This is a genomic window from Streptomyces sp. NPDC087901 (genome assembly GCF_044742205.1).
Classification (GTDB): Bacteria; Actinomycetota; Actinomycetes; order Streptomycetales; family Streptomycetaceae; genus Streptomyces.
Genome location: NZ_JBIUUC010000002.1, coordinates 404,742 through 426,160, shown reverse-complemented (window position 1 = coordinate 426,160; position 21,419 = coordinate 404,742). Strand labels below are relative to the sequence as shown.

The following is a 21,419-nucleotide window of genomic DNA, read 5'->3' as shown; positions in this document are numbered from 1 at the left end:
CATGACCGGCCGTCAGAAGGACCGCCCGTGGCTCATGCGGACGTACGCCGGTCATTCGACCGCCGAGGCGTCCAACGAGCTCTACCGGCGCAACCTCGCCAAGGGCCAGACCGGTCTGTCGGTCGCCTTCGACCTTCCGACCCAGACCGGTTACGACCCCGACCACGTCCTCGCCCGCGGCGAGGTCGGCCGGGTCGGCGTGCCCGTCTCGCACCTCGGCGACATGCGCCGGCTGTTCCAGGACATCCCCCTGGAGCAGATGAACACGTCCATGACGATCAACGCCACCGCCATGTGGCTGCTGGCGCTCTACCAGGTCGTAGCCGAGGAGCAGGGCGCCGACGCGAACAAGCTCCAGGGCACCACGCAGAACGACATCGTCAAGGAGTACCTCTCGCGCGGGACGCACGTCTTCCCGCCGGGACCCTCGCTGCGGCTGACCACCGACATGATCACGTACACGGTCAACCGCATCCCGAAGTGGAACCCGATCAACATCTGCAGCTACCACCTGCAGGAGGCGGGAGCCACCCCCGTCCAGGAGATCGCGTACGCCATGTCCACGGCGATCGCCGTGCTCGACGCGGTGCGCGACTCCGGGCAGGTGCCCGAGGAGAAGTTCGGCGACGTGGTCGCCCGGATCTCGTTCTTCGTGAACGCGGGCGTCCGCTTCATCGAGGAGATGTGCAAGATGCGCGCCTTCGGCCGCATCTGGGACCGGGTCACCCGCGAGCGCTACGGCATCGGAGACGCCAAGCAGCGCCGCTTCCGCTACGGCGTGCAGGTCAACTCGCTCGGTCTGACCGAGGCACAACCGGAGAACAACGTCCAGCGCATCGTCCTGGAGATGCTGGCCGTCACCCTCTCCAAGGACGCCCGCGCACGCGCCGTGCAACTGCCCGCCTGGAACGAGGCGCTGGGGCTTCCCCGGCCCTGGGACCAGCAGTGGTCGCTGCGCATCCAGCAGGTCCTCGCCCACGAGAGCGATCTGCTGGAGTACGAGGACATCTTCGCCGGCTCGCACGTCATCGAGGCCAAGGTGGACGAGCTGGTCACCGACTCGCTGGCCGAGATGGACCGGATCGAGCAGATGGGCGGCGCCATGGCGGCCGTCGAGTCTGGCTATCTGAAGTCCGAGCTGGTCTCCTCGCACGCCGCCCGGCGCGCCCGGATCGAGGGCGGCGAGGAGAAGATCGTCGGCGTCAACATCTACGGGACGACGGAACCCAACCCGCTCACCGCCGACCTCGACGCCGCGATCATGACGGTCGACCCTGCGAACGAGGCCAAGGTCGTCGCCGCGCTCCACGAGTGGCGCGACAACCGCGACGAGCCCCGTGCCACCGAGGCGCTCGCCGCCCTGAAGAAGGCCGCGGCGGGGACCGAGAACATGATGGAGGCGACCGTCGAGTGCGCCCGTGCGGGCGTCACCACCGGCGAGTGGTCCTGGGCCCTGCGCGATGTCTTCGGCGAGTTCCGGGCCCCGACGGGTGTGTCGTCCGCCCCGGTCGCGGTGACCGCGGAGGCGGGCACCCCGCTCGCCCTCGTACGCGAGAAGGTCGCCCGGACCGCCGAGGACCTGGGCACGGGCCGGCTGCGGCTGCTCGTCGGCAAGCCCGGCCTGGACGGGCACTCCAACGGCGCCGAGCAGATCGCCGTACGCGCGCGTGACGCCGGATTCGAGGTCGTCTACCAGGGCATCCGCCTGACGCCCGAACAGATCGTCTCGGCCGCCGTCGCCGAGGACGTGCACTGCGTCGGGCTGTCGATCCTGTCCGGCTCGCACGCCGAGCTGGTGCCGGACGTACTGAACCGGCTGCGCCGCACCGGCGCCGGCGACATCCCGGTGATCGCGGGCGGGATCATTCCCCCCGCAGACGCGGAGGCCCTGATCAAGGCCGGTGTCGCCGCCGTATTCACCCCGAAGGACTTCGGCATCACGGAGATCATCGGCCGTATCGTCGACGAGATCCGGAAAGCGAACAAGCTCGACCCTCTGGAGGTCCCCGCATGACCACGCCCAGCCCGTCGCCCGCCACCACCCCGATTTCGGGCGGCTCCGCCGCGCACCCCTCGTCTCCCGTGAACCGGCTGCGCCCCCGCCGCTCCTGCCTGGCCGTCCCGGGCTCGAACCCGCGCTTCCTGGAGAAGGCCCAGGGCCTCCCCGCGGACCAGGTCTTCCTGGACCTGGAGGACGCCTGCGCGCCGCTCGCCAAGGAGGGCGCCCGCCATCACATCGTCGACGCGCTGAACAACGGCGACTGGACGGGCAAGACCAGGGTCGTGCGGGTCAACGACTGGACGACGCACTGGACGTACCGCGACGTCATCACGGTCGTCGAGGGTGCGGGCCCCAACCTCGACTGCATCATGCTGCCGAAGGTCCAGGACGCCCAGCAGGTCGTCGCGCTGGACCTGCTGCTCACGCAGATCGAGAAGACGATGGGCTTCGAGGTCGGGAAGATCGGCATCGAGGCGCAGATCGAGAACGCCAAGGGCCTCGTCAACATCGACGACATCGCCGCGGCCTCGCCCCGCCTGGAGACCCTCATCTTCGGCCCGGCCGACTTCATGGCATCGATCAACATGAAGACCCTGGTCGTCGGCCAGCAGCCGCCCGGCTACGGCGCGGACGCCTACCACTACATCCTGATGCGCATCCTGATGGCGGCCCGTACGCACGATCTCCAGGCGATCGACGGCCCGTTCCTCCAGATCCGCGACGTGGACGCGTACCGCGAGGTCGCCGGCCGTGCCGCGGCACTCGGCTTCGACGGCAAGTGGGTGCTGCACCCCGGTCAGGTCGACGCGGCCAACGAGGTGTTCTCACCCTCGCAGGAGGACTACGACCACGCCGAGCTCATCCTCGACGCCTACGACTGGTGCACCTCCGAGGAGGGCGGCAAGAAGGGCTCCGCGATGCTCGGCGACGAGATGATCGACGAGGCCAGCCGCAAGATGGCCCTGGTCATCGCGGGCAAGGGCCGCGCGGCCGGCATGCAGCGCACCTCCAAGTTCGAAGCTCCGGAGGCCTGATCATGCAGTTCGGACGCACGTACGAGGAATTCGAGGTCGGTGCTGTCTACAAGCACTGGCCCGGAAAGACCGTCACCGAATACGACGACCACCTGTTCTGCCTGCTGACCATGAATCACCACCCGCTGCACATGGACAGCAACTACGCCGGGAAGACGACCGACTTCGGCAAGAACGTCGTCGTCGGCAACTACATCTACTCGCTGTTGCTCGGCATGTCGGTCCCGGACGTCTCCGGAAAGGCGATCGCCAACCTGGAGGTCGAGTCGCTAAAGCACGTGGCGCCGACCTTCCACGGCGACACGATCTACGGCGAGACCACCGTCCTGGACAAGACCCCGTCAAAGTCCAAGAGCGACCGCGGCATCGTTTATGTGGAGACCAAGGGCTACAAGCAGGACGGCACGCTCGTCTGCGTGTTCCGCCGCAAGGTCATGGTCCCCACCGAGACGTACATCAAGGAGCGGGGCGGCGAGCAGCCGGGCCGCCCGGAGCTGAAGCAGCCCTCGCAGAAGAACGCGGAGAAGTAGCCATGACGCGACTCGCCCAGACGGCCGGACTCAACGACGTCCAGCAGGAAATCCTCTCCACGGTCCGGGATTTCGTCGACAAGGAGATCATTCCGGTCGCGACCCAGCTGGAGCACCGCGACGAGTACCCCATCGAGATCGTCGAGGGGCTCAAGGAGCTCGGCCTGTTCGGACTGATGATTCCCGAGGAGTACGGGGGCCTGGGTGAGTCGCTTCTCACATACGCGCTGTGTGTGGAGGAAATCGCCCGCGGCTGGATGAGCGTGTCGGGGATCATCAACACGCACTTCATCGTGGCGTACATGCTCAAGCAGCACGGCACGCAGGAGCAGAAGGACACCTTCCTGCCCCGGATGGCGCTGGGCGAGGTCCGTGGCGCGTTCTCGATGTCCGAGCCGGCGCTGGGCTCCGACGTCTCGGCGATCAGCTCCAAGGGCGTCAAGGACGGCGAGGAGTACGTCCTCAACGGCCAGAAGATGTGGCTGACGAACGGCGGCACGTCCTCGCTCGTCGCCGTCCTGTGCCGGAGTGACGAAGGCCACCCCGAGGGCACGCCGCCGCACAAGTCGATGACGACCTTCCTGGTGGAGAAGGAGCCCGGATTCGGCGAGGTCAGGCCCGGCCTCACGATCCCGGGAAAGATCGACAAGATGGGCTACAAGGGCGTCGACACCACCGAGCTCATCATGGACGGACTGCGCATTCCGGCCAATCGCGTACTGGGCGGCACCACCGGCCGAGGGTTTTACCAAATGATGGACGGCGTGGAGGTGGGCCGCGTGAACGTGGCTGCGCGTGGCTGCGGCGTCGCACAGCGTGCATTCGAACTGGGCGTTTCCTACGCGCAGCAGCGCCACACCTTCGGAAAGCCGATCGCCCAGCACCAGGCGATCCAGTTCAAGCTGGCTGAAATGGCCACCAAGGTCGAGGCCGCGCATGCAATGATGGTAAATGCAGCGCGCAAAAAGGACTCCGGGGAGCGGAACGACCTGGAGGCAGGGATGGCGAAGTACCTCGCCTCCGAGTACTGCAAGGAAGTCGTCGAGGACGCCTTCCGTATCCACGGCGGCTACGGCTTCTCCAAGGAGTACGAGATCGAGCGCCTCTACCGTGAGGCCCCGATGCTGCTGATCGGTGAAGGTACCGCCGAGATCCAGAAAATGATCATCGGGCGCCGACTCCTCGAGGAGTACCGCATCCAGGGTTGATTGTCCCTTTCGAGGTGATTTAGCCGCGAAGAAGATCACACCCTGTCATCCTCATCCGGTGCCTTCCAGACGTCCGACTCGGCTGCTGGCTTGCCCAGTTGCGGTCCGCAACCGATAACATCGCCGGAAAAGCCGCCGTCCCCCGTTGCCAGCGCGGCATCATCCGCTACGAAGGTCATCCATGCCCGACAGCCATACCTCTGCACCACGCGGCGGGGTCCGCCTTGCACGCGGAGCTTCGCCGTGGCTCCTGCCGACCGTCGCCACCGCCGCACTCAGCCTGACCCGGGCCCGCAGGTCCGGGCGCTGGGCGGCCGTGGCCGTGCCCACCACCGCGCTCGCGGCGGGCATGCTGTGGTTCTTCCGCGACCCCGAGCGCGAGATCACCCAGGGTCGCGTCATCTCACCGGCCGACGGCGTGGTGCAGAGCATCATGCCGTGGAAGGACGGGCGTACCCGCGTCGCGATCTTCATGAGCCCGCTGAACGTCCACGTCAACCGCGCGCCCCTGGCGGGCACGGTGACGTCGGTCGAGCACATCCCCGGTGGGTTCGTCCCCGCGTTCAACAAGGAGAGCGAGAACAACGAGCGCGTTGTCTGGCACTTCGACACCGAGCTCGGCGACATCGAGATGGTGCAGATCGCGGGCGCGGTGGCCCGCCGCATCGTCCCTTACATCCCGCAGGGCACGAAGGTGGAGCAGGGCGAGCGCATCGGCCTGATCCGGTTCGGCTCCCGGGTCGACATCTACCTTCCGGAAGGTATCGATGTCGCGGTCGAGGTCGGCCAGGCCACCACCGCGGGGGTGACTCGAATTGACCGTGATTGATCCTGATACACAGGCCGGCTGGGTGCCGGAGGCCGAGGCCGAGGACGACGCCGAGGACATGCCGCTCTCTATGCGGCTGTCGATAGCGGACACCCTCACCCTCGGTAACGCCACGTGCGGATTCATGGCGGTGTACTTCACCACCACGGGGATCCTCATCCCGCACCTCACGGGCAGCGACGAAAGCGGCATGGCGCGGCACTCCGCGGCCACCGCCGTGATCCTCATGCTCATGGCCGCCATCTTCGACCTCTTCGACGGCCTCGTGGCCCGCAAGCTGCGTTCCTCGCCGATGGGTGCCGAGCTGGACAACCTCTCGGACCTGGTCAGCTTCGGGCTCGCCCCGGCGTACTTCGTCCTCGTCTACGGCATGGTCGCGGACGACGCACACCAGCGGGTCTCGGCGCTCGCGGCGATCGTGGTGCTGCTGGCGGTGGTGCTCAGGCTTGCGAGATTCTCCTGTGTGACCCTGAAGGACGGCATGTTCCAGGGCATGCCGAGCCCCTTCGGAGCGCTCACGGTCATTTCGATCGTGCTCCTGGAGCTGCCCTTCGTGCCGACGCTGCTCGCGATCGTCGGCGTGGCATGGCTGATGGTGAGCCGGGTCGAGTACCCCAAGCCGCGGGGCGTCCTCGCGGTGGCGATGCTCGGCTGGATCGTGGCCGCCATGGGGCTTCTGGCCGCCTGGGCGTTCGACGCGCCCGGTGGTCAGCTGCTGCTGCAGACCGGCTGTGCGCTCCAGGTGGTCCTGGGTGCGGTCATCCCGCTCTTCGCGACCGCCCGCCGGGTGAACACCTTCCGTGACAACCGGCGCGAGGCACGAGCGGCTCAGCTGCCGTAGTCCGCACATCATGCACGAGGGCCCGGATGCTCCCCAGCATCCGGGCCCTCGTGCGTGCACGGCCGGCCCCGGCGCTCCGGGGCGGGCCTGGCTCGGAGCGGCGGCGCGGGCCGTACGGATTCGCGGTGCAGCCGGGTGGGGCAGCAGAAGGACCCGCTGATCCGGTTCTCGGCATGACGCCACGGGCGGTCATCCACCTCCGGTCGGGCCCGTTGTCCAGCCGGCCGCCACTCGCCGGTCAGCAGGGGGCCCTGCCGTCCTTGTGGAGGTGGAGCCGGTTACAGGTCCCACACGGTCCCGCTCCGGCGCCGTACGGCTCCACTCGCCCTGAAACCGGGGCTGAGGGCTGTCCCGTGGGCGAGGACAAGCGGTCCGTATGCGTGCGGCAAGTAGGCGAACCGCTCTCCGCCCTCCTCGCGAAGGATCAGCTCGGCAGCTCGCAAAGGATCAGTACGTGCGGGCTGACGACGTGAATGCGCTTGCCCGCGTTTCACAGGCGTTCCGTTTCGCAGGCGTACTCGAAATTGCGGGGTGATCGGCCCCTTCCACCAGACGGGGTCGATGTGCCCGGCGCTGTCCGCCTCGGCGCTGTGCATGTCGGGCATGACCTCCGAGCATGATCTTGATGCCGCATTTCTCCGCCCTATCGATAAAGGCATCGAATACCTGAAGGCTCTTCCTGTCCTTCAGTTCCGGATTCGCTCAGGAATTGACTGCGGCGGGGAAGGCCGCCTGTCCGTTCCTCCATTTCAGGAGAAGCTGGGTGGGGATCGGCGCCCTGACGATATTGATGCACTGTTCCGCCATCCCCCATCCGCCATATCCGCCAGGTGCCATCTGCCAGGTGGGGGTGTCCGGATTGGCCTACCGGAGGCCGCGAAAGACCCGCCCGGCGGCATTGCAAACGAGCCGGTTGACGCCGGTCGTCCAGACCTCGTGACCGCGTTCTCGTCCGCCATCCGATTGCCCTGGCATGCGGCCGCTCCGCACCGGTCGCGGCTTCGGTACGGGATTCCGCTTGCGATTCCGCTTCGAGTCCCGCCACGGCTGAGGGGCCTCATTCTCTTTCGCCTTTCGGATGAAGCACAAGGAAGCGCAGGAGCGCTCCCACAGCGTGGAGCCAACGCGCCGGCGCGCCCTCAACAGGTCGCGTCGACGTCCGCGGCTCCCCACAGGGCGACATCCCGGCTTTTCGCCCCAGGGCGCGCCTTCTCCATCCCTGACACCTTCGGGCACGCGCCCGGACCGCGGAGCCACCACCTCGCCGAGCCGACCAACCCGCCCAGAACGCCCAATTCTCTCGATGATCCGTCGCAAATTTGAGTAGTAGAAGCGGAATCTTGCGCACAACCGTGGACTTCTTTGCGTTGCTGCTCCTAGCCTGTGGGCGTCCGAAGAGCCCCCACGAGCCGCAAGGACGACTGTTACGTGACCCCACCACCGCGACGCCTGTTGCTCAGACGATCCATATCCGCCTCTCTCTCGCTGGCACTCGCCGCGTTCGGCACCGCCGCCGCCGTGGTCCTGTCCGGCGCCCCGCCCGCCCAGGCCGCGGGGGTCCCCGCCCCCTCCCCGGTGGCGGTCCCCGGTCGCGGCGCGACCATTCCGTTCAAGGAACAGGAAGCCGAGTACGCCGCCACCAACGGCACGCTGATCGGCCCGAACCGCCTCTACGGCACGCTGCCCTCCGAGGCCTCGGGCCGGCAGGCCGTGACGCTGGACGCGGTCGGTGAGTACGTCGAGTTCACCCTCACCACCCCGGCCAACGCCATGTCCTTCCGCTACTCGCTGCCGGACAACGCCGCGGGATCGGGCCGGGACGCCTCGATCGACGTGACGGTGAACGGCGCCTCACCCAAGGCGGTGCCGGTCACCTCGAAGTACGGCTGGTACTACGGCGGCTACCCGTTCAACAACAACCCGGGCGACACCAACCCGCACCACTTCTACGACGAGGCCCGGACCATGTTCGGGACCACCCTCGCGGCCGGCACGAAGGTCCGGCTGCAGGTCTCCTCCACCGCCGCGTCGCCGTCGTTCACCATCGACCTGGCGGACTTCGAGCAGGTGGCCGCGCCCACCGCCAAGCCCTCGGGCGCCCTCGACGTCGTCACCGACTTCGGTGCCGACCCGACCGGGGCCGCCGACTCGACCGCCAGAATCCAGGCGGCCGTGGACGCGGGCAAGGCGCAGGGCAAGGAGGTGTACATCCCGCAGGGCACCTTCCAGGTCCGCGACCACATCGTCGTGGACAAGGTGACGCTGCGCGGGGCCGGTCCCTGGTACTCCGTCCTGACCGGACGCGATCCCTCGAACCGCAGCAAGGCCGTCGGCGTCTACGGCAAGTACGCGGGGGACGGCGGCAGCAGCAACGTCACCCTCAAGGACTTCGCCATCATCGGCAACATCCAGGAGCGGGAGGACAACGACCAGGTCAACGCCATCGGTGGCGCCCTGTCGAACTCGACCGTCGACAACGTCTGGATGCAGCACACCAAGTGCGGCGCCTGGATGGACGGCCCGATGGACAACTTCACCATCAAGAACAGCCGCATCCTGGACCAGACCGCGGACGGCGTGAACTTCCACTACGGCGTCACCAACTCCACGGTCACCAACACCTTCGTCCGCAACACCGGTGACGACGGCCTGGCGATGTGGGCGGAGAACGTTCCGAACGTGAAGAACAAGTTCACGTTCAACACCGTGATCCTGCCGATCCTGGCCAACAACATCGTCACGTACGGCGGCAAGGACATCACCATCTCCGACAACGTCATGTCGGACACCATCACCAACGGCGGCGGGCTGCACATCGCCAACCGCTATCCGGGTGTCAACTCCGGTCAGGGAACCGCCGTTTCGGGTACGACCACGGCAGCGCGCAACACTCTGATCCGTACCGGGAACAACGACTACAACTGGCGTTTCGGCGTCGGCGCGATCTGGTTCAGCGGGCTCAACGAACCGATCAACGCCACCGTCAACATCTCCGACACCGAGGTCCTGGACAGCTCCTACGCCGCGATCCACCTCATCGAGGGTGCGACGAACGGGCTGCACTTCGACAACATCAAGATCGACGGCGCCGGCACGTACGCCCTTCAGATCCAGTCTCCGGGCACCGCGACCTTCACCAACGTCGTGGCCACGCACATCGCGCAGTCCAACCCGATCCACAACTGCGTGGGCAGCGGGTTCCAGATCACGCGGGGCAGTGGGAACTCCGGCTGGTACGCCGATCCGCCGGCCTGCACAGGCAACTGGCCGGACCCGGTGTGGACCAACGGCGGGGTGCCGGGCGGCGGCAGTGGCCCGACGGATCCGCCCACCGACCCGCCGACCGACCCGCCCACGGATCCGCCCGCCGAGACGGGCAACCTCGCCCGGGGCCGTACGGTCACCGAATCCGGCCACGCGGACGTGTACAGCGCGTCCAGGGCCGTGGACGGGGACGCGAACAGCTACTGGGAAAGCACCAACCACGCCTTCCCGCAGACCATCACCGTGGACCTGGGTACAGCGAAGGCGGTCAAGCGGCTGGTCCTCAAGCTGCCCCCGGCGGCCGCCTGGTCCACCCGCACACAGACGCTGAGCGTGTCGGGCAGCACCGACAACGGCACGTTCAACTCGCTGAAGAACTCGGCGGGTTACACCTTCGATCCGTCGAGCGGGAATCAGGCGACCGTCACCCTGCCCGGCACACCGTCCCGCTATCTGCGGCTGACGTTCACCGCCAACACCGGATGGCCGGCCGCACAGCTCTCCGAACTGGAGGCCTACACCAGCTGACCCGGCCCGCGAAAGACCGCCGGACGGCACGCGTGATGCGTGCCGTCCGGCGGCCGTCGTCGCGGTACCCGGACTACTTCAGCGTGTAGGACTTCGCCGCCGCTGCCGCCTGCGCGGGCCTGACGGTCTTGAGACCGCCGGGGGTCTTGGCGTCCGGCTTCATGATCACGCTCTCCCGGCTGGAGGGCGCCGTCGGGTCGGAGAAGTCGTGGGCCATCCCGAAGTCGCTGCCGAAGTCCGTGATGGTCAGCAGGGCCTTGTCGATGCCCTCACGGGTGAGGTCCTTCGAGGCGCAGGCCTTCTCCAGTACCTCACCGAACAGCCGCGCCGCGTTGTATCCCGCGATGACGCCGTTGTCGAGGCCGTCCTTCGGGTACTCGGCGCCGTACTCCTTGGCGAGCTTCGCCGGGCCGGCGCCCGGGTCGCCGATCGGCAGGGTGGGCGCGGCGACGAAGTAGTTGGTTTCCAGGGCCGGGCCTGCCGGCGTCTTCAGCAGCTGAGGTGCGAACGCCGAGTTGTTGCCGACGACCGGGACCTTGAAGCCGGTGGCGGCGGCGACACCCACCAGCGAGGCCGCCTGACGCGGGCCCGCGCTGACCACGACGGCCTTGACTCCGGCCTGCTTGAGCGCGGCGACCTGGGCGGTCATGTCGTTGTCGGTGGGCTTGATCTTCTGCTCGACAACGGTCAGGCCCGCCTCCTTCGCCGCGTACTTCGAGCCGGTCAGGGCGTTCTCGCCGTAGTCGCCCTCGAAGTAGACATGACCGATCTTGTCGCCCTTGGCGATGCGCTTCTCGGCGAGCAGGTAGTCGATCGCGTTGATCGTCTCGACGTCGTACGTGGCGCCGATGACACGGACGTACTTGCTGCCGAGCAGACTCGCCGACCAGGCCTGCGGCAGGACGAGTCCCTTGTCCTGGCCGTCGATGCGATCCTTGACCGCCGCCGCGAACGGCGAACCGATGAACTGGACGAAGCCCAGCACCTTCGGCTCCAGCTCGGTGTAGCCGGCGATGGCCTTCTGCGGGTCGTAGCCGTGGTCGCGCACGGTCAGCTCGACCTTGCGCTTGCAGATGCCGCCCGCGGCGTTGGTCTGCTTGACCCAGAGCTGCTGGGCCTGGGTGACACTCTTGCCGAGCGAGGCGTAGACCCCGGTCATGTCGGTGAGCGCACCCAGTGAGATCGTCGAGTCCGTGACGCCCTCGCCGGTCTTCACACCGCTCTTGTCCTGGGCCCCCTCGTCGGAGGACTTGGCCTTCTCGCTGCAGCCGACGAGGGTGAGGGTGAGGGCCGCGCACACGGCCCCGAGCACACGCAGTTTCATTTCTTCTCTCCTGAGTTCTTCATCAGACGTGTCAGGCCGCCGGGCAGGAACAGCACAGCCGCGACCACCGCGGCGCCGTACAGGTAGCGCGACGCCTCGCCCGGAGCCAGGCCGCCCGTACCGGGGGCGGAGACCAGGGGCAGGGAATCGCTGTAGTGGGTGAGCAACTGCGGCAGCAGCGAGACGAACGCGGCCCCGACGACCGCTCCCGCCACGGTGCCGAGCCCGCCGATGACGATCATGGCGAGGTATTCGAGGGACAGGACCATGCCGAAGTACTCGGGCACGGTCCGCTGGAAGACCAGCGCGAGCAGGACGCCCGCCAGTCCGGCGTACATCGACGACAGGACGAAGACGCCCGCCCGGTAGCGGGCGACGGGCACGCCCATCACTCCTGCCGCGATGCGGTGGTCGCGGATGGCGTTGAGCGCCCTGCCCGGCCGGCCGCGCAGCACTCCCCGGGCGAACAGCCCGCTGAGGAGCAGGGCGAGCAGCGCCGCGTACCAGAGCTTCTCGGAGGACTGGAACGGCACCGCGGCCACCATGACCTCGGTGTCGTCGAAGTCGAACCCGAAGAGCGAAAGGGGCGGTACGGAACGGCCGTTGAAGCCGCCGGTGAGCGAGCCAGCGTTGAACAGCACATGCTGGCCGATGAAGATCAGCGCCAGGGTCGCGATGCCGAGGTAGGCCCCGCGGAGCCGGCTCGCGATGGGGCTGAACAGTCCGCCGGCGGCTCCCGCGAGGAGCACGGCGAGCACGGCGGCGAGCCAGCTGGGCAGGCCGAGTCCGGAGAGCTCGTGCCCGTTCTCCGTACTGCTCTCCCCCGCCAGCACGCAGTAGCCGTACGCGCCCACCGCGAGGAAGAAGGCGTGCCCCATGGAGAGCTGGCCGGTGGCGCCGGTGAGGAGGTTGAGCCCGATGGCGCCGATGGCGGCCGCCATCGCGAAGAGTCCGGCCTGCAGCCAGAAGCGGTCCAGATAGAACGGGAACGCGAGCAGCAGTACCGAGCCGATCGCCCAGAGGTAGGTACGCGGGTGACGCAGCCGGGCTGCGAGGGCGGTACCCGGGGTGGTGAGCCGGGTACCTGTGGCGGTCCCGGTGGTCGTGGTGTCAGACACGGGCGAGCTCCTTCGTACCGAAGAGTCCCGCGGGCCGCAGGAGCAGCACGAGCACCATCACCAGATAGGGGGCGAGGTCGCCGATGCCGCGGCCCAGGAAGGAGAGGTCGCTCTGGTAGCCGGTGGCGAGCGATTCGGTGACGCCGACGATCAGTCCGCCGGCGAGGGCCCCGGTCGTCGAGTCGAGTCCGCCGAGGATGGCGGCGGGGAAGGCCTTGAGGGCGGCCAGTGAAGTGGCCCGTTCGAGGCCGGGTGTGGGGAAGACGGTGAGGAACAGCGCGGCCACCGCGGCAAGCGCTCCGGCCACCGCCCAGGCGGCGAGCGAGACCCGGCCGAGCTTGATCCCCATCAGGGCCGCGGTCTGCGGGTTCTCGGCGGCCGCCCGCATCGAGACCCCCCAGGAGGTGAAACGGAAGGCCAGCAGGAACACCGTGATGAGCAGACCGGCGGCGAGGAACGCGGCAATCCGGGTCTCGGCGAGTGTGACGCCGCCGATGGTGACGACGCCGTCGCCCCACGGGTCGCCGAGGGCGAGCACATCCGTGCCCATGCGCCGGGTGAGTTCGGTGGTCAGGAGGATGTCGACGCCGATGGTGACGATCGCCAGGACGCTGTGGTCGCTGCCCCGGTAGCGGCGCATCACCAGGAACTCGACGGCCGCGCCGACCACCGCCGCGCCCGCGATCCCGACGGCGAGCGCGGGCCAGAAACCGATGTCGTCGTGGAGCACGGCGGTCACGTAGCCGCCCGCGAGAAGCAGGGAGGCGTGGGCGAAGTTGACGACCTCGGTGGCCTTGAAGATGACGACGAAGCCGAGCGCGATCAGTGCGTAGACCGAGCCGATGGAGAGGCCGCCGAGGAGCAGTTCGATGAAGGTGGTCATTCCTGTGCCCCCAAGTAGGCCTGGACGACGGCCGGATCGTTCTGGACCTCGGCGGGGGTGCCGTCCGCGATCCTGCGTCCGAAGTCGAGTACGGTCACGGCGTCCGCGAGCCGCATCACCACGCCCATGTCGTGTTCGACGAGCACGATCGAGATGCCGAGGCTGTCGCGTACCCCGGCCACGACCGCGGCGGTACGCCGCCGCTCGTCGGCGGTCATCCCGGCGACGGGTTCGTCCAGGAGGAGGACCTGCGGCTCCATGCAGAGTGCGCGGCCGAGCTCGACGAGCTTCTGCTGCCCGTACGGGAGCGCACCGGCGGGCCGGTCCAACTCCTTGTCCAGACCGATGAATTCGGCGATCTCGCGGACCCGGTCCAGATGGCGGCGGGCCTCGCGGGCGGCGGACGGCAGGCGCAGTCCGCTGGCGAGGAACCCGGCACGGGTGAGCCGGTGCCGGCCGAGCAGGAGGCTGTCGGCGACGGTGGCGTGCGGCGGGAGCGCGAGATTCTGGAAGGTACGGGCGACGCCGAGTTGAGCGATCCTGTGCGGGGCGAGTCCGGTGAGTTCCGTCGTACCGAGGTGGACGGTGCCGGATGCGGCCCGGTACACCCCGGACAGGACGTTGAAGCAGGTCGACTTCCCTGCCCCGTTGGGGCCGATGACGGCGTGCACGCTGCCCGGTTCCACGGTGAAGGAGATGCCGTCCAGGGCGGTGAGCCCGGCGAAGCGGACGGTGACGTCACGGACGGCGAGTGCGGCCGGGGCGGTGGCGACCTGGGTCGCCTCCTGGGCGGCGGTCATGCGGACCACCTGCTCAGAGTGCGTACGGCCCCGGAGGCCCGGTCCGCGTCCTCTGCGGCTGTCTCGTCGACGACGCCCAGGTAGCGGCGGCGCACCTCGTCGGAGGCGGCGAGTTCGCCGGCCGGCCCCTGAAGGGTGACCTCGCCGACCTCCAGGACGTATGCCGTGGAGGCGAGCCGCAGGGCGATCGCCGCGTTCTGCTCGACGAGCAGGACGGAGGTGCCCGACGCGTTGATCTCCTGCACCGTCTCGGCGATGCGCTGCGCCATCAACGGGGCGAGTCCGAGGGAGGGTTCGTCGAGCAGCAGCAGCCGGGGCCGGGCCATCAGCGCCCGGCCCATCGCCAGCATCTGCTGCTCGCCCCCCGACAGCAGCCCGGCGCGCTGGTGCGCACGCCGGCCCAGAACCGGGAACAGTTCGTGTACGCGGTTCAGCGCGCCCGCCGACGCCTTGCGGCCGCCGCGGGCCCCGAGGGCGCCCGCCCGCAGATTGTCGGCCACCGTCATCCGGGCGAACACCTGTCGTCCCTCGGGCACCTGGACCACGCCGGCGGCCACCACCTGGGCGGGGCGCAGCCCCTCCAGGGGGCGTCCGTCGAAGTGGACGGTGCCTGTACCCGTCCCGCGGTGGAAGCCGAGGGTCCGCGAGATGGCCCGCAACAGCGTGGTCTTCCCGGCCCCGTTGCCGCCGAGTACGGCGGTGATCGCGCCGGCCGGCACATCGAGGGAGACGTCGCGCAGGGACCGTACCGGGCCGTAGCCCACGGACAGTGCGCGGATCTCGAGCGTTGCCATGCGTCCTCCTCCTTCCGCCTTGTCTTGGAATCGACGCGTCGATTCGTGGTGCGCAGGGCCCCGGCCGAGCCGTGGCCGGCGGTGTCCGCCTGTGCCTGCCTGTGCCTGCCCTGTGCCTCCGTGGGGCCACAGACCAGCAGCGGGCGGGCCGCGCGTCCACGGTCACTGGCCGAAACGCTGCGGGTGACCAGTGCGGGAGACCGCCGGTTGTGCACACGCACAGAGGCGCGGTGTGCGCTGTCGCCCCCGGCCCGGACCGGTGCCATCCTCACGACTGCGGTCCGGTGAAGGACCGAGGTGTGGAAGCAGCCCCCGGGGGCGTGCGGAGGACGGAGCGGGCATGCGGCAGCGCGGGGACGAGCGGGGGTGGGCGCTGCTCGACGCGCTGCTGGAGGACGAGACCGGGCCGGGGCTGGCGGAGCTCGCCGGTGCGGTGCTGGGGCTCCCGGAGCGTGGCCGGTACGCGGTGGCGGTGATCCCGGCGCCCGTGCGTATCGCCGGGAACCGTCCCGGCCATGCGGACGGGATGCGGATTCTCTGGCGGCCGCGGCCGGACCGGGAGATCGCGGTGGTGGCGCTGGGCGATGCGGATCCGGCGGCCGTCGCCGCACTGTTGTCGGACGGGGGGCCGGGACCCGGAGGGGTCAGCCCCGTGGTGGGCGGCCTGTCCGCCCTGGGGACGGCGCGCAGGCTGGCCGATGCGGCGTTGCTGACATGCGGCCCGGCCGGGGAGGCGGTCGTCTGTCTGGACGGCCGGGTCCCCGCGGCCCTGGTGGCGGGACAGCCCGCCCTCGCGGCCTATCTGGCCACGGACGTGTTCGGCCCGCTCCTGGCCCGCGACCCGGCCGACCGGGCCCTGCTGGTGTCGACGCTGGACGCGTGGCTCGAGTGCGGGGGGTCGGCGGGGCGGACGGCGGTACGGCTGTGCTGCCACCGGAACACGGTGCTGAACCGGTTGCGGCGGCTCGAGGAGCTGACGTCACGCTCGCTCTCGCGGCCGCGCGAGCTGGTGGAACTGATGCTGGCGCTGGATGCGGTGCGGCTGGTGCCGGGGACGAGTTCAAGCCTCTCCGGCGACTGAGGAGGGGAGGGCCGGAGCGGAGAGCGGGAGCCCCCGAAGGGCCCGCGCCCCCGTCGGCCCCGAAGGGCCCCGCCCCCGTCGGCCCCCGAGGGCCCGCGCCCCGTCACCTCAGCGCAGGAAGTCCCGTGCGATGGACCCCGCCACCCGCTCAAGCAGCGGCCCCGCCTCGGCCATGCACACCGCAGGGTCCGGCTCCAGCTCCGTGAGCGCGTACGCGCGGCGGATCCCCGCGCGCCCCAGCGCCTCCGGGGCCAGTGCCAGGCGGCCGCAGACCGCGACGACCTCGATGCCCGCCGCGCGGGCAGCTGCGGCGACCCCGGCCGGGGCCTTTCCGTGCAGGGTCTGCTCGTCGAGTGAACCCTCGCCGGTGATGACCAGCGTCGCCCGGGCCAGTGCCGGCGCGAAGCCGAGGACGTCGAGCATCACCTCGATCCCGGGCCGGAACCGCGCACCGAGCGCGACGAGCGCCCCGTACCCGATTCCGCCCGCCGCACCGGCCCCGGGCAGCTGGGCGTGGTCCGGCCCCAGCACGGAGGCGTAGTGGGCGAGCGCCGCGTCGAGCACCGCGATGTCTTCCTCGGTCGCGCCCTTCTGACGGCCGTACACCTCCGGCGCGCCCTTGGGCCCGGTGAGCGGGTTGTCCACGTCGCTCGCGAGGATCAGGTCGACCGCGCCGAGCCGGGCGTCGAGCCCGGACAGGTCGGCCGTCGCGAGATCGCCGAGTCCACCGCCGCCGGGGCCGACGGGCTTGCCGTCCGCGTCCAGGAAGCGTGCGCCGAGCGCGGCCAGCATGCCCGCCCCGCCGTCCGTGGTCGCGCTGCCGCCGACGCCGAACACGATGGTCCGCGCGCCCGCTTCGAGGGCGGCGAGCAGCAGCTCACCGGAGCCGTACGTGGTGGCCGTGAGCGGGGCGAACACGCCCGCGGGCAGATGCTGGAGGCCCGAGGCCTCGGCCATCTCGACCACCGCGGTGGTATCGCGCACCGCGTACGCGGCGGTCACGGGGTCGCCCAGCGGCCCGGTCACCCGCGCCTCGCGGCGCTCGAATCCGGCGGCCACCGCGGCCGCCACCGTGCCGTCGCCGCCGTCCGCCACGGGCAGGGTCTCGACCCGTACCTCGGGGGCGACGCGCCGCAGCCCGGCCGTCACCCGCTCCGCGACCTGCACGGCCGTGAGCGAGCCCTTGAACTTGTCCGCCGCGACGAGCACGCGTGCGGTCTCCATCACTGCTCCGTCCGTCACCTTGATTCCCTTTGCTTTCGAACAGGCAGTCGCGCCGACCCGACCCTAACCGCAGCACCCCCTCCCTGCCCATGGGTGTCCGGGCCCTGGACCTGGTATCGCGTCCCACCACTACGCTTCCGACGTGACCACCAATGACTACGCCGTGTACATCGCCGGTCTCCCGAAGGTTCTGGCCGGTGCGGCCTGCATCTTCCGCGACTCCCAGGGACGAGTGCTGCTCGTCGAACCGAACTACCGCGAGGGATGGACGCTGCCCGGCGGCACGATCGAGTCGGCGGACGGGGAGACCCCTCGCCAGGGGGCGCGTCGCGAGTCGGCCGAGGAGATCGGCCTCGACCTGGAGCCGGGCCGGCTGCTCGCGGTCGACTGGGCGCGCGGCACCACGCGGCCGCCGATCGTGGCCTATGTGTACGACGGCGGGGTGCTGGACGAGGAGCAGCTCAAGGCGGTCCGGCTCCAGGAGGAGGAGCTTCTGTCATGGAAGCTCGTCGAGCCCGCGGAGATCGACCGGTACCTGCTCGGGACGCTCCGCGGGCGCGTGCGTGCGGCGCTGGACGCGTTGGAGTCCGGCGCGGGCACCGTGGAACTGGAGGACGGCAGCCCCGTCGGCTGACAGGCCGGCCATCACTTCGACCACGAGTTCCGCATCCGGACCGACCGTTGCCTTCGCCATGGCGGGGGCGCCGGCAGCAGCCGTTATCTCCTCGCGAGGTGCGGCGCGCGGTGCGTACGCTCCCCGCATGACACTCGTGGCGATCCTCAGCGGCGCCGGCATCTCCACGGACTCCGGCATCCCCGACTACCGCGGGCCGAACGGCCTCTGGCGCAAGGACCCGGAGGCCGAGAAGCTCGTCCGGTACGACCTGTACATGGCCGATCCGGAGATCCGCCGCCGCTCCTGGCAGATGCGACGCACCAGCGCGACGTGGAACGCCGAGCCGAACCCGGCCCACCGGGCGGTGGCCGACCTGGAGCGGTCGGGCGTGGCCGTACGGGTGATCACGCAGAACGTCGACGGTCTGCACCAGGCGGCCGGTCTCTCCGCGCGCAAGGTCCTCGAACTGCACGGCACCGCACGCCAGGTGGTGTGCACCCGCTGTCACGCACGCTCGACGATGGCCGAGGCCCTGGCCCGGGTCGAGGCCGGGGAGCCGGATCCGTCGTGCGGCACGTGCGGCGGGATTCTCAAGGCGGCCACGGTCATGTTCGGTGAACGGCTCGATCCGGTGGTGATGGGCGACGCGATGGCGGTCGCGAAGGGCTGCGAGGTGTTCATCGCGGTCGGTACGACCCTCCAGGTGCAGCCCGCCGCCTCGCTGGCCGGGATCGCGGCGGAGCACGGGGCGCGGCTGATCGTGATGAACGCGGAGCCGACGCCGTACGACGCGCTGGCGCAGGAGACGATCCGGGAGCCGATCGGCACGGCGCTGCCCGCCCTGCTCAAGCGGCTGACGGACGAGTCGGGTTCGGCTCCGGCAGCGGGTGCCGGGACCTGATGCCGGTGGGCGCCGGTACGGTCCGGTGCATGACCACCGCTTCCTCCCTCGGCACCACACGGGCCTCGTACGACACTGTCGCCGTCGACTACGCGTCCCTGCTCGCCGACGAGCTCGCGGCCAAGCCGCTGGACCGCGCGATGCTCGGTGCCTTCGCCGAGCACGTGACGGCCGACGGCGGCGGCCCGGTCGCCGATCTCGGCTGCGGGCCGGGCCGAGTGACGGCGTATCTGCGGGACATCGGGCTGTCGGCGTTCGGCATCGACCTGTCGCCCGGCATGGTGGCGGAGGCCCGCCGTCGCCACCCGGACCTGCGGTTCGACGTGGGGACGATGAGCGCCCTGGACCTGGCGGACGGCTCGCTGCGCGGGGCTCTCGCCTGGTACTCGCTCGTCCACACCCCGCCGGATGAACTGGAGCCGTACGTAACGGAGTTCCACCGCGTACTGGCCCCGGGCGGCCATCTGCTGCTGGCCTTCAAGGTGGGCGACGAGCGGGTCCGGCTGGAGCACGCGTACGGGCATCCGGTGGACCTCGACGTGTACCGGTTCTCCCCCGCGCGGGTCGCCGGGCTGCTGGTACGCACCGGTTTCGAGGTGACGGCCAGGCTGGTCCGGGCCGCGGACCGGCGGGAGGCCACCCCGCAGGCGTTCCTGCTCGTGCGGAAGCCCGCGTAGGAGTCCGCCGGTCCGGAGGCTCTACCGTCGGCTGTCCGGCCCCTCCCCCTTGTGGCGCCGGTAGTAGCGGGCCACCCGGGCACGGTTGCCGCAGCGCTCGGCCGAGCACCAGCGGCGGCGCGGGTGGGCGGGTACGAACAGCATCGTGCAGTCCTCCGCCTCGCACTCCCGGATCCTCGCGAGCGCCGGGTCCGCCAGCAGTTCGGCCACCTCCTCGGCCAGTGCCGCGGCCACCCGCACACCGAGCGGGCCGGAGCGGCGGGCAGCCACCACGACGGCGTCGCCGTTCCACTCCGCGTACCGGACAGCGGGTGCGGCGAGCTGGGCCTCGTTGAGCCCGCGCAGGGCGGACTCCGGCGGGCGCTCACCGCGGCGGGCCGCCGCGACGGCGAGCGCCGCGTGCGCCCGGATCGCTTGCACCGCCGCCAGATCGTCCGGGGTCGCCTCCCGTGCCCCTGGGGCTCCGGGCAGCCGCTCCCCCTCCAGAGCCAGCCAGGCCAGCAGACCGGCCGTGTCGGCCAGCTGATCGGCCGGGGGTCCCTGCGCCGTGTACGGCAGCGTGTTGAGCAGGTCCAGGGCGAGCAGCTCGCCGGTCAGGGGCTCAAGACCATTCATGTGACTAATGCTAACTCACCTCCTTGACGCATTAGAGCTCACTCGCGTAGAACTAATGCATCGGGCCACCAAGGAGGCATGTGAACATGGCGATTCAAGCTGTTCCGCACATCCGTCACCGGCACATCGAGGTCGACGGCGTCCGTGTCTTCTACCGCGAGTCGCTCCCCGTCGGCGCGGCGGACGACGCTCCGGTCATGCTGTTGCTGCACGGCTTCCCCTCGGCCTCGCACCAGTTCCGCCGGCTGATGGACGTGCTCGGCGCCCACTACCGCCTCATCGCTCCGGACTACCCGGGCTTCGGCCACAGCGACGCCCCGGCCTCCGCCACCACCGGTGGCCCGTTCACGTACACCTTCGACCGGCTCGCCGACATCACCGAGGGCTTCGTGCAGCGGCTCGGGCTGTCCCGCTTCGTCATGTACGTGTTCGACTTCGGCGCCCCCGTCGGGTTCCGCCTCGCCGCCCGCCACCCGGAGTGGATCGCCGGTCTGGTGGTCCAGAACGGCAACGCGTACGAGGAGGGACTGTCGCAGCAGGCCCGCGACTTCATCGCCCTTCGCCCGGAGACGCCTGGCGCCGCCGACACCGTGCGGTCGCTGCTGACCCTGCCCGCGACCCGTGGCCAGTACGAGGGCGGCACCGCCGACCCGGAGCTGGTGGCGCCGGACGGCTGGACCCTGGACCAGCACTTCCTGGACCTGCCGGGCCGCACCCGGCCACAGCTTGACCTGGCCTTCGACTACCACTCCAATGTGGCGCTCTACCCGCAGTGGCAGGACTGGCTGCGCAAGCACACCCCGCCGGCGCTCGTCGTCTGGGGAAGCGGAGACATGTTCTTCCCCGAGCCCGGCGCCCGCGCCTATCTGCGCGATCTCCCGGACGCCGAACTGCACGTCTTCGACACCGGTCACTTCGCCCTGGAGGACCACCTCCCGCAGATCGCGCCGCTGATCGCCGACTTCCTGGACCGCACCTGGACGGCGACGGTCCGGCCGTAACGGCGGCGGGCATCGTGCGGTAACGTTGACGGCTGCGAAGGGGAGTAGCCCTGCAAACCGGTCGTCGACACACTGGAACCTCCGGGTTCCCGGTGGCCGGGCTCGTGGATCATTGCGGGCGGGCGAGACCTTCGGTCAGGTATGACACG

General features: G+C 69.9%; 19 protein-coding genes. 12 read left to right on the top strand and 7 right to left on the bottom strand.

Annotated elements, in window-relative coordinates; genetic code table 11:
* Position 1 precedes the first annotated feature (1 nt).
* The 7 genes from ACIOEW_RS07420 (at position 2) to ACIOEW_RS07390 (ending at position 10,236) form a co-directional block, all read left to right on the top strand.
* On the top strand, positions 2–2,014 hold the full coding sequence (locus ACIOEW_RS07420) for a protein meaA (RefSeq protein ID WP_401962196.1): 2,013 nt from the start codon (positions 2–4) through the stop codon (positions 2,012–2,014).
* Positions 2,011–3,036: a CoA ester lyase gene (locus tag ACIOEW_RS07415; protein WP_362555944.1), complete on the top strand. Its 1,026-nt coding sequence runs from the start codon at positions 2,011–2,013 to the stop codon at positions 3,034–3,036. The genes ACIOEW_RS07420 and ACIOEW_RS07415 overlap by 4 nt, the downstream gene beginning before the upstream one ends.
* Before the next feature lie 2 nt (positions 3,037–3,038).
* Positions 3,039–3,566: a MaoC family dehydratase gene (locus tag ACIOEW_RS07410; RefSeq protein WP_362555946.1), complete on the top strand. Its 528-nt coding sequence runs from the start codon at positions 3,039–3,041 to the stop codon at positions 3,564–3,566.
* Positions 3,567–3,568: 2 nt separating this feature from the next.
* Positions 3,569–4,774 (top strand): acyl-CoA dehydrogenase family protein, encoded by a 1,206-nt coding sequence (locus ACIOEW_RS07405; RefSeq protein ID WP_401962192.1) that lies wholly within the window; start codon positions 3,569–3,571, stop codon positions 4,772–4,774.
* Between the two features lie 181 nt (positions 4,775–4,955).
* A complete protein-coding gene (locus ACIOEW_RS07400; RefSeq protein WP_326656564.1) occupies positions 4,956–5,603 on the top strand; it encodes a phosphatidylserine decarboxylase in 648 nt (215 codons plus the stop codon).
* A 22-nt stretch (positions 5,604–5,625) separates the two neighbouring features.
* Entirely contained in the window at positions 5,626–6,444 is an 819-nt protein-coding gene (gene pssA, locus ACIOEW_RS07395) for a CDP-diacylglycerol--serine O-phosphatidyltransferase (protein ID WP_328898482.1), read from the top strand.
* Between the two features lie 1,428 nt (positions 6,445–7,872).
* Entirely contained in the window at positions 7,873–10,236 is a 2,364-nt protein-coding gene (locus tag ACIOEW_RS07390) for a discoidin domain-containing protein (protein WP_401962189.1), read from the top strand.
* 73 nt (positions 10,237–10,309) lie between these two features.
* Here the strand turns inward: ACIOEW_RS07390 and ACIOEW_RS07385 are convergent, their stop codons facing one another.
* Genes ACIOEW_RS07385 through ACIOEW_RS07365 form a run of 5 tightly spaced genes read right to left on the bottom strand, consistent with a single transcriptional unit; the run spans position 10,310 to position 15,155 of the window.
* Positions 10,310–11,560 (bottom strand): ABC transporter substrate-binding protein, encoded by a 1,251-nt coding sequence (locus ACIOEW_RS07385; protein ID WP_401962186.1) that lies wholly within the window; start codon positions 11,558–11,560, stop codon positions 10,310–10,312.
* The gene (locus tag ACIOEW_RS07380) at positions 11,557–12,678 is read right to left on the bottom strand and encodes a branched-chain amino acid ABC transporter permease (protein WP_401962184.1); all 1,122 of its coding nucleotides are present in this window, start codon (positions 12,676–12,678) and stop codon (positions 11,557–11,559) included. Before ACIOEW_RS07380 ends, ACIOEW_RS07385 begins: the two co-directional genes overlap by 4 nt.
* Positions 12,671–13,561 (bottom strand): branched-chain amino acid ABC transporter permease, encoded by an 891-nt coding sequence (locus ACIOEW_RS07375; RefSeq protein WP_326739998.1) that lies wholly within the window; start codon positions 13,559–13,561, stop codon positions 12,671–12,673. The genes ACIOEW_RS07380 and ACIOEW_RS07375 overlap by 8 nt, the downstream gene beginning before the upstream one ends.
* Positions 13,558–14,361, bottom strand: a complete 804-nt coding sequence (locus tag ACIOEW_RS07370; protein ID WP_401962181.1) for an ABC transporter ATP-binding protein — start codon at positions 14,359–14,361, stop codon at positions 13,558–13,560. The genes ACIOEW_RS07375 and ACIOEW_RS07370 overlap by 4 nt, the downstream gene beginning before the upstream one ends.
* Complete coding sequence (locus ACIOEW_RS07365; RefSeq protein ID WP_401962179.1) at positions 14,358–15,155, bottom strand: ABC transporter ATP-binding protein; 798 nt, start codon at positions 15,153–15,155, stop codon at positions 14,358–14,360. Before ACIOEW_RS07365 ends, ACIOEW_RS07370 begins: the two co-directional genes overlap by 4 nt.
* A gap of 340 nt (positions 15,156–15,495) precedes the next feature.
* Here ACIOEW_RS07365 and ACIOEW_RS07360 point away from each other — a divergent pair, with 340 nt between their 5' ends.
* A complete protein-coding gene (locus ACIOEW_RS07360) occupies positions 15,496–16,236 on the top strand; it encodes a PucR family transcriptional regulator (protein WP_401962176.1) in 741 nt (246 codons plus the stop codon).
* Positions 16,237–16,344: 108 nt separating this feature from the next.
* Here ACIOEW_RS07360 and ACIOEW_RS07355 read toward each other — a convergent pair whose 3' ends face one another.
* Positions 16,345–17,460, bottom strand: a complete 1,116-nt coding sequence (locus ACIOEW_RS07355) for a glycerate kinase (RefSeq protein WP_401962967.1) — start codon at positions 17,458–17,460, stop codon at positions 16,345–16,347.
* Positions 17,461–17,602: 142 nt separating this feature from the next.
* Between ACIOEW_RS07355 and ACIOEW_RS07350 the strand changes: the two genes are divergently transcribed.
* The 3 genes from ACIOEW_RS07350 to ACIOEW_RS07340 all read left to right on the top strand — a co-directional run bounded on the left by ACIOEW_RS07350 (position 17,603) and on the right by ACIOEW_RS07340 (position 19,654).
* Positions 17,603–18,094, top strand: a complete 492-nt coding sequence (locus ACIOEW_RS07350) for an NUDIX hydrolase (RefSeq protein ID WP_362555960.1) — start codon at positions 17,603–17,605, stop codon at positions 18,092–18,094.
* A 127-nt stretch (positions 18,095–18,221) separates the two neighbouring features.
* Complete coding sequence (locus ACIOEW_RS07345) at positions 18,222–18,977, top strand: SIR2 family NAD-dependent protein deacylase (RefSeq protein WP_401962173.1); 756 nt, start codon at positions 18,222–18,224, stop codon at positions 18,975–18,977.
* 29 nt (positions 18,978–19,006) lie between these two features.
* Entirely contained in the window at positions 19,007–19,654 is a 648-nt protein-coding gene (locus ACIOEW_RS07340) for a class I SAM-dependent DNA methyltransferase (protein WP_401962172.1), read from the top strand.
* 21 nt (positions 19,655–19,675) lie between these two features.
* On the opposite strand, the gene ACIOEW_RS07335 is transcribed toward ACIOEW_RS07340, so the two are convergent.
* Entirely contained in the window at positions 19,676–20,269 is a 594-nt protein-coding gene (locus ACIOEW_RS07335; RefSeq protein ID WP_401962170.1) for an ABATE domain-containing protein, read from the bottom strand.
* Between the two features lie 86 nt (positions 20,270–20,355).
* Between ACIOEW_RS07335 and ACIOEW_RS07330 the strand changes: the two genes are divergently transcribed.
* Positions 20,356–21,270: an alpha/beta fold hydrolase gene (locus ACIOEW_RS07330; protein ID WP_401962168.1), complete on the top strand. Its 915-nt coding sequence runs from the start codon at positions 20,356–20,358 to the stop codon at positions 21,268–21,270.
* Positions 21,271–21,419 lie beyond the last annotated feature (149 nt).

Bases quoted from the DNA above. Each gene is read 5' to 3' on its own strand.
- ACIOEW_RS07340 (WP_401962172.1), top strand. From the start codon at position 19,007: ATGACCACCGCTTCCTCCCTCGGCACCACACGGGCCTCGTACGACACT.
- ACIOEW_RS07415 (WP_362555944.1), top strand. From the start codon at position 2,011: ATGACCACGCCCAGCCCGTCGCCCGCCACCACCCCGATTTCGGGCGGC.
- ACIOEW_RS07420 (WP_401962196.1), top strand. From the start codon at position 2: ATGACCGGCCGTCAGAAGGACCGCCCGTGGCTCATGCGGACGTACGCC.
- ACIOEW_RS07330 (WP_401962168.1), top strand. From the start codon at position 20,356: ATGGCGATTCAAGCTGTTCCGCACATCCGTCACCGGCACATCGAGGTC.
- ACIOEW_RS07355 (WP_401962967.1), bottom strand. From the start codon at position 17,460: ATGGAGACCGCACGCGTGCTCGTCGCGGCGGACAAGTTCAAGGGCTCG.
- ACIOEW_RS07365 (WP_401962179.1), bottom strand. From the start codon at position 15,155: ATGGCAACGCTCGAGATCCGCGCACTGTCCGTGGGCTACGGCCCGGTA.
- ACIOEW_RS07370 (WP_401962181.1), bottom strand. From the start codon at position 14,361: ATGACCGCCGCCCAGGAGGCGACCCAGGTCGCCACCGCCCCGGCCGCA.
- ACIOEW_RS07360 (WP_401962176.1), top strand. From the start codon at position 15,496: ATGCGGCAGCGCGGGGACGAGCGGGGGTGGGCGCTGCTCGACGCGCTG.
- ACIOEW_RS07405 (WP_401962192.1), top strand. From the start codon at position 3,569: ATGACGCGACTCGCCCAGACGGCCGGACTCAACGACGTCCAGCAGGAA.
- ACIOEW_RS07345 (WP_401962173.1), top strand. From the start codon at position 18,222: ATGACACTCGTGGCGATCCTCAGCGGCGCCGGCATCTCCACGGACTCC.
- ACIOEW_RS07410 (WP_362555946.1), top strand. From the start codon at position 3,039: ATGCAGTTCGGACGCACGTACGAGGAATTCGAGGTCGGTGCTGTCTAC.
- ACIOEW_RS07375 (WP_326739998.1), bottom strand. From the start codon at position 13,561: ATGACCACCTTCATCGAACTGCTCCTCGGCGGCCTCTCCATCGGCTCG.
- ACIOEW_RS07385 (WP_401962186.1), bottom strand. From the start codon at position 11,560: ATGAAACTGCGTGTGCTCGGGGCCGTGTGCGCGGCCCTCACCCTCACC.
- ACIOEW_RS07400 (WP_326656564.1), top strand. From the start codon at position 4,956: ATGCCCGACAGCCATACCTCTGCACCACGCGGCGGGGTCCGCCTTGCA.
- ACIOEW_RS07335 (WP_401962170.1), bottom strand. From the start codon at position 20,269: ATGAATGGTCTTGAGCCCCTGACCGGCGAGCTGCTCGCCCTGGACCTG.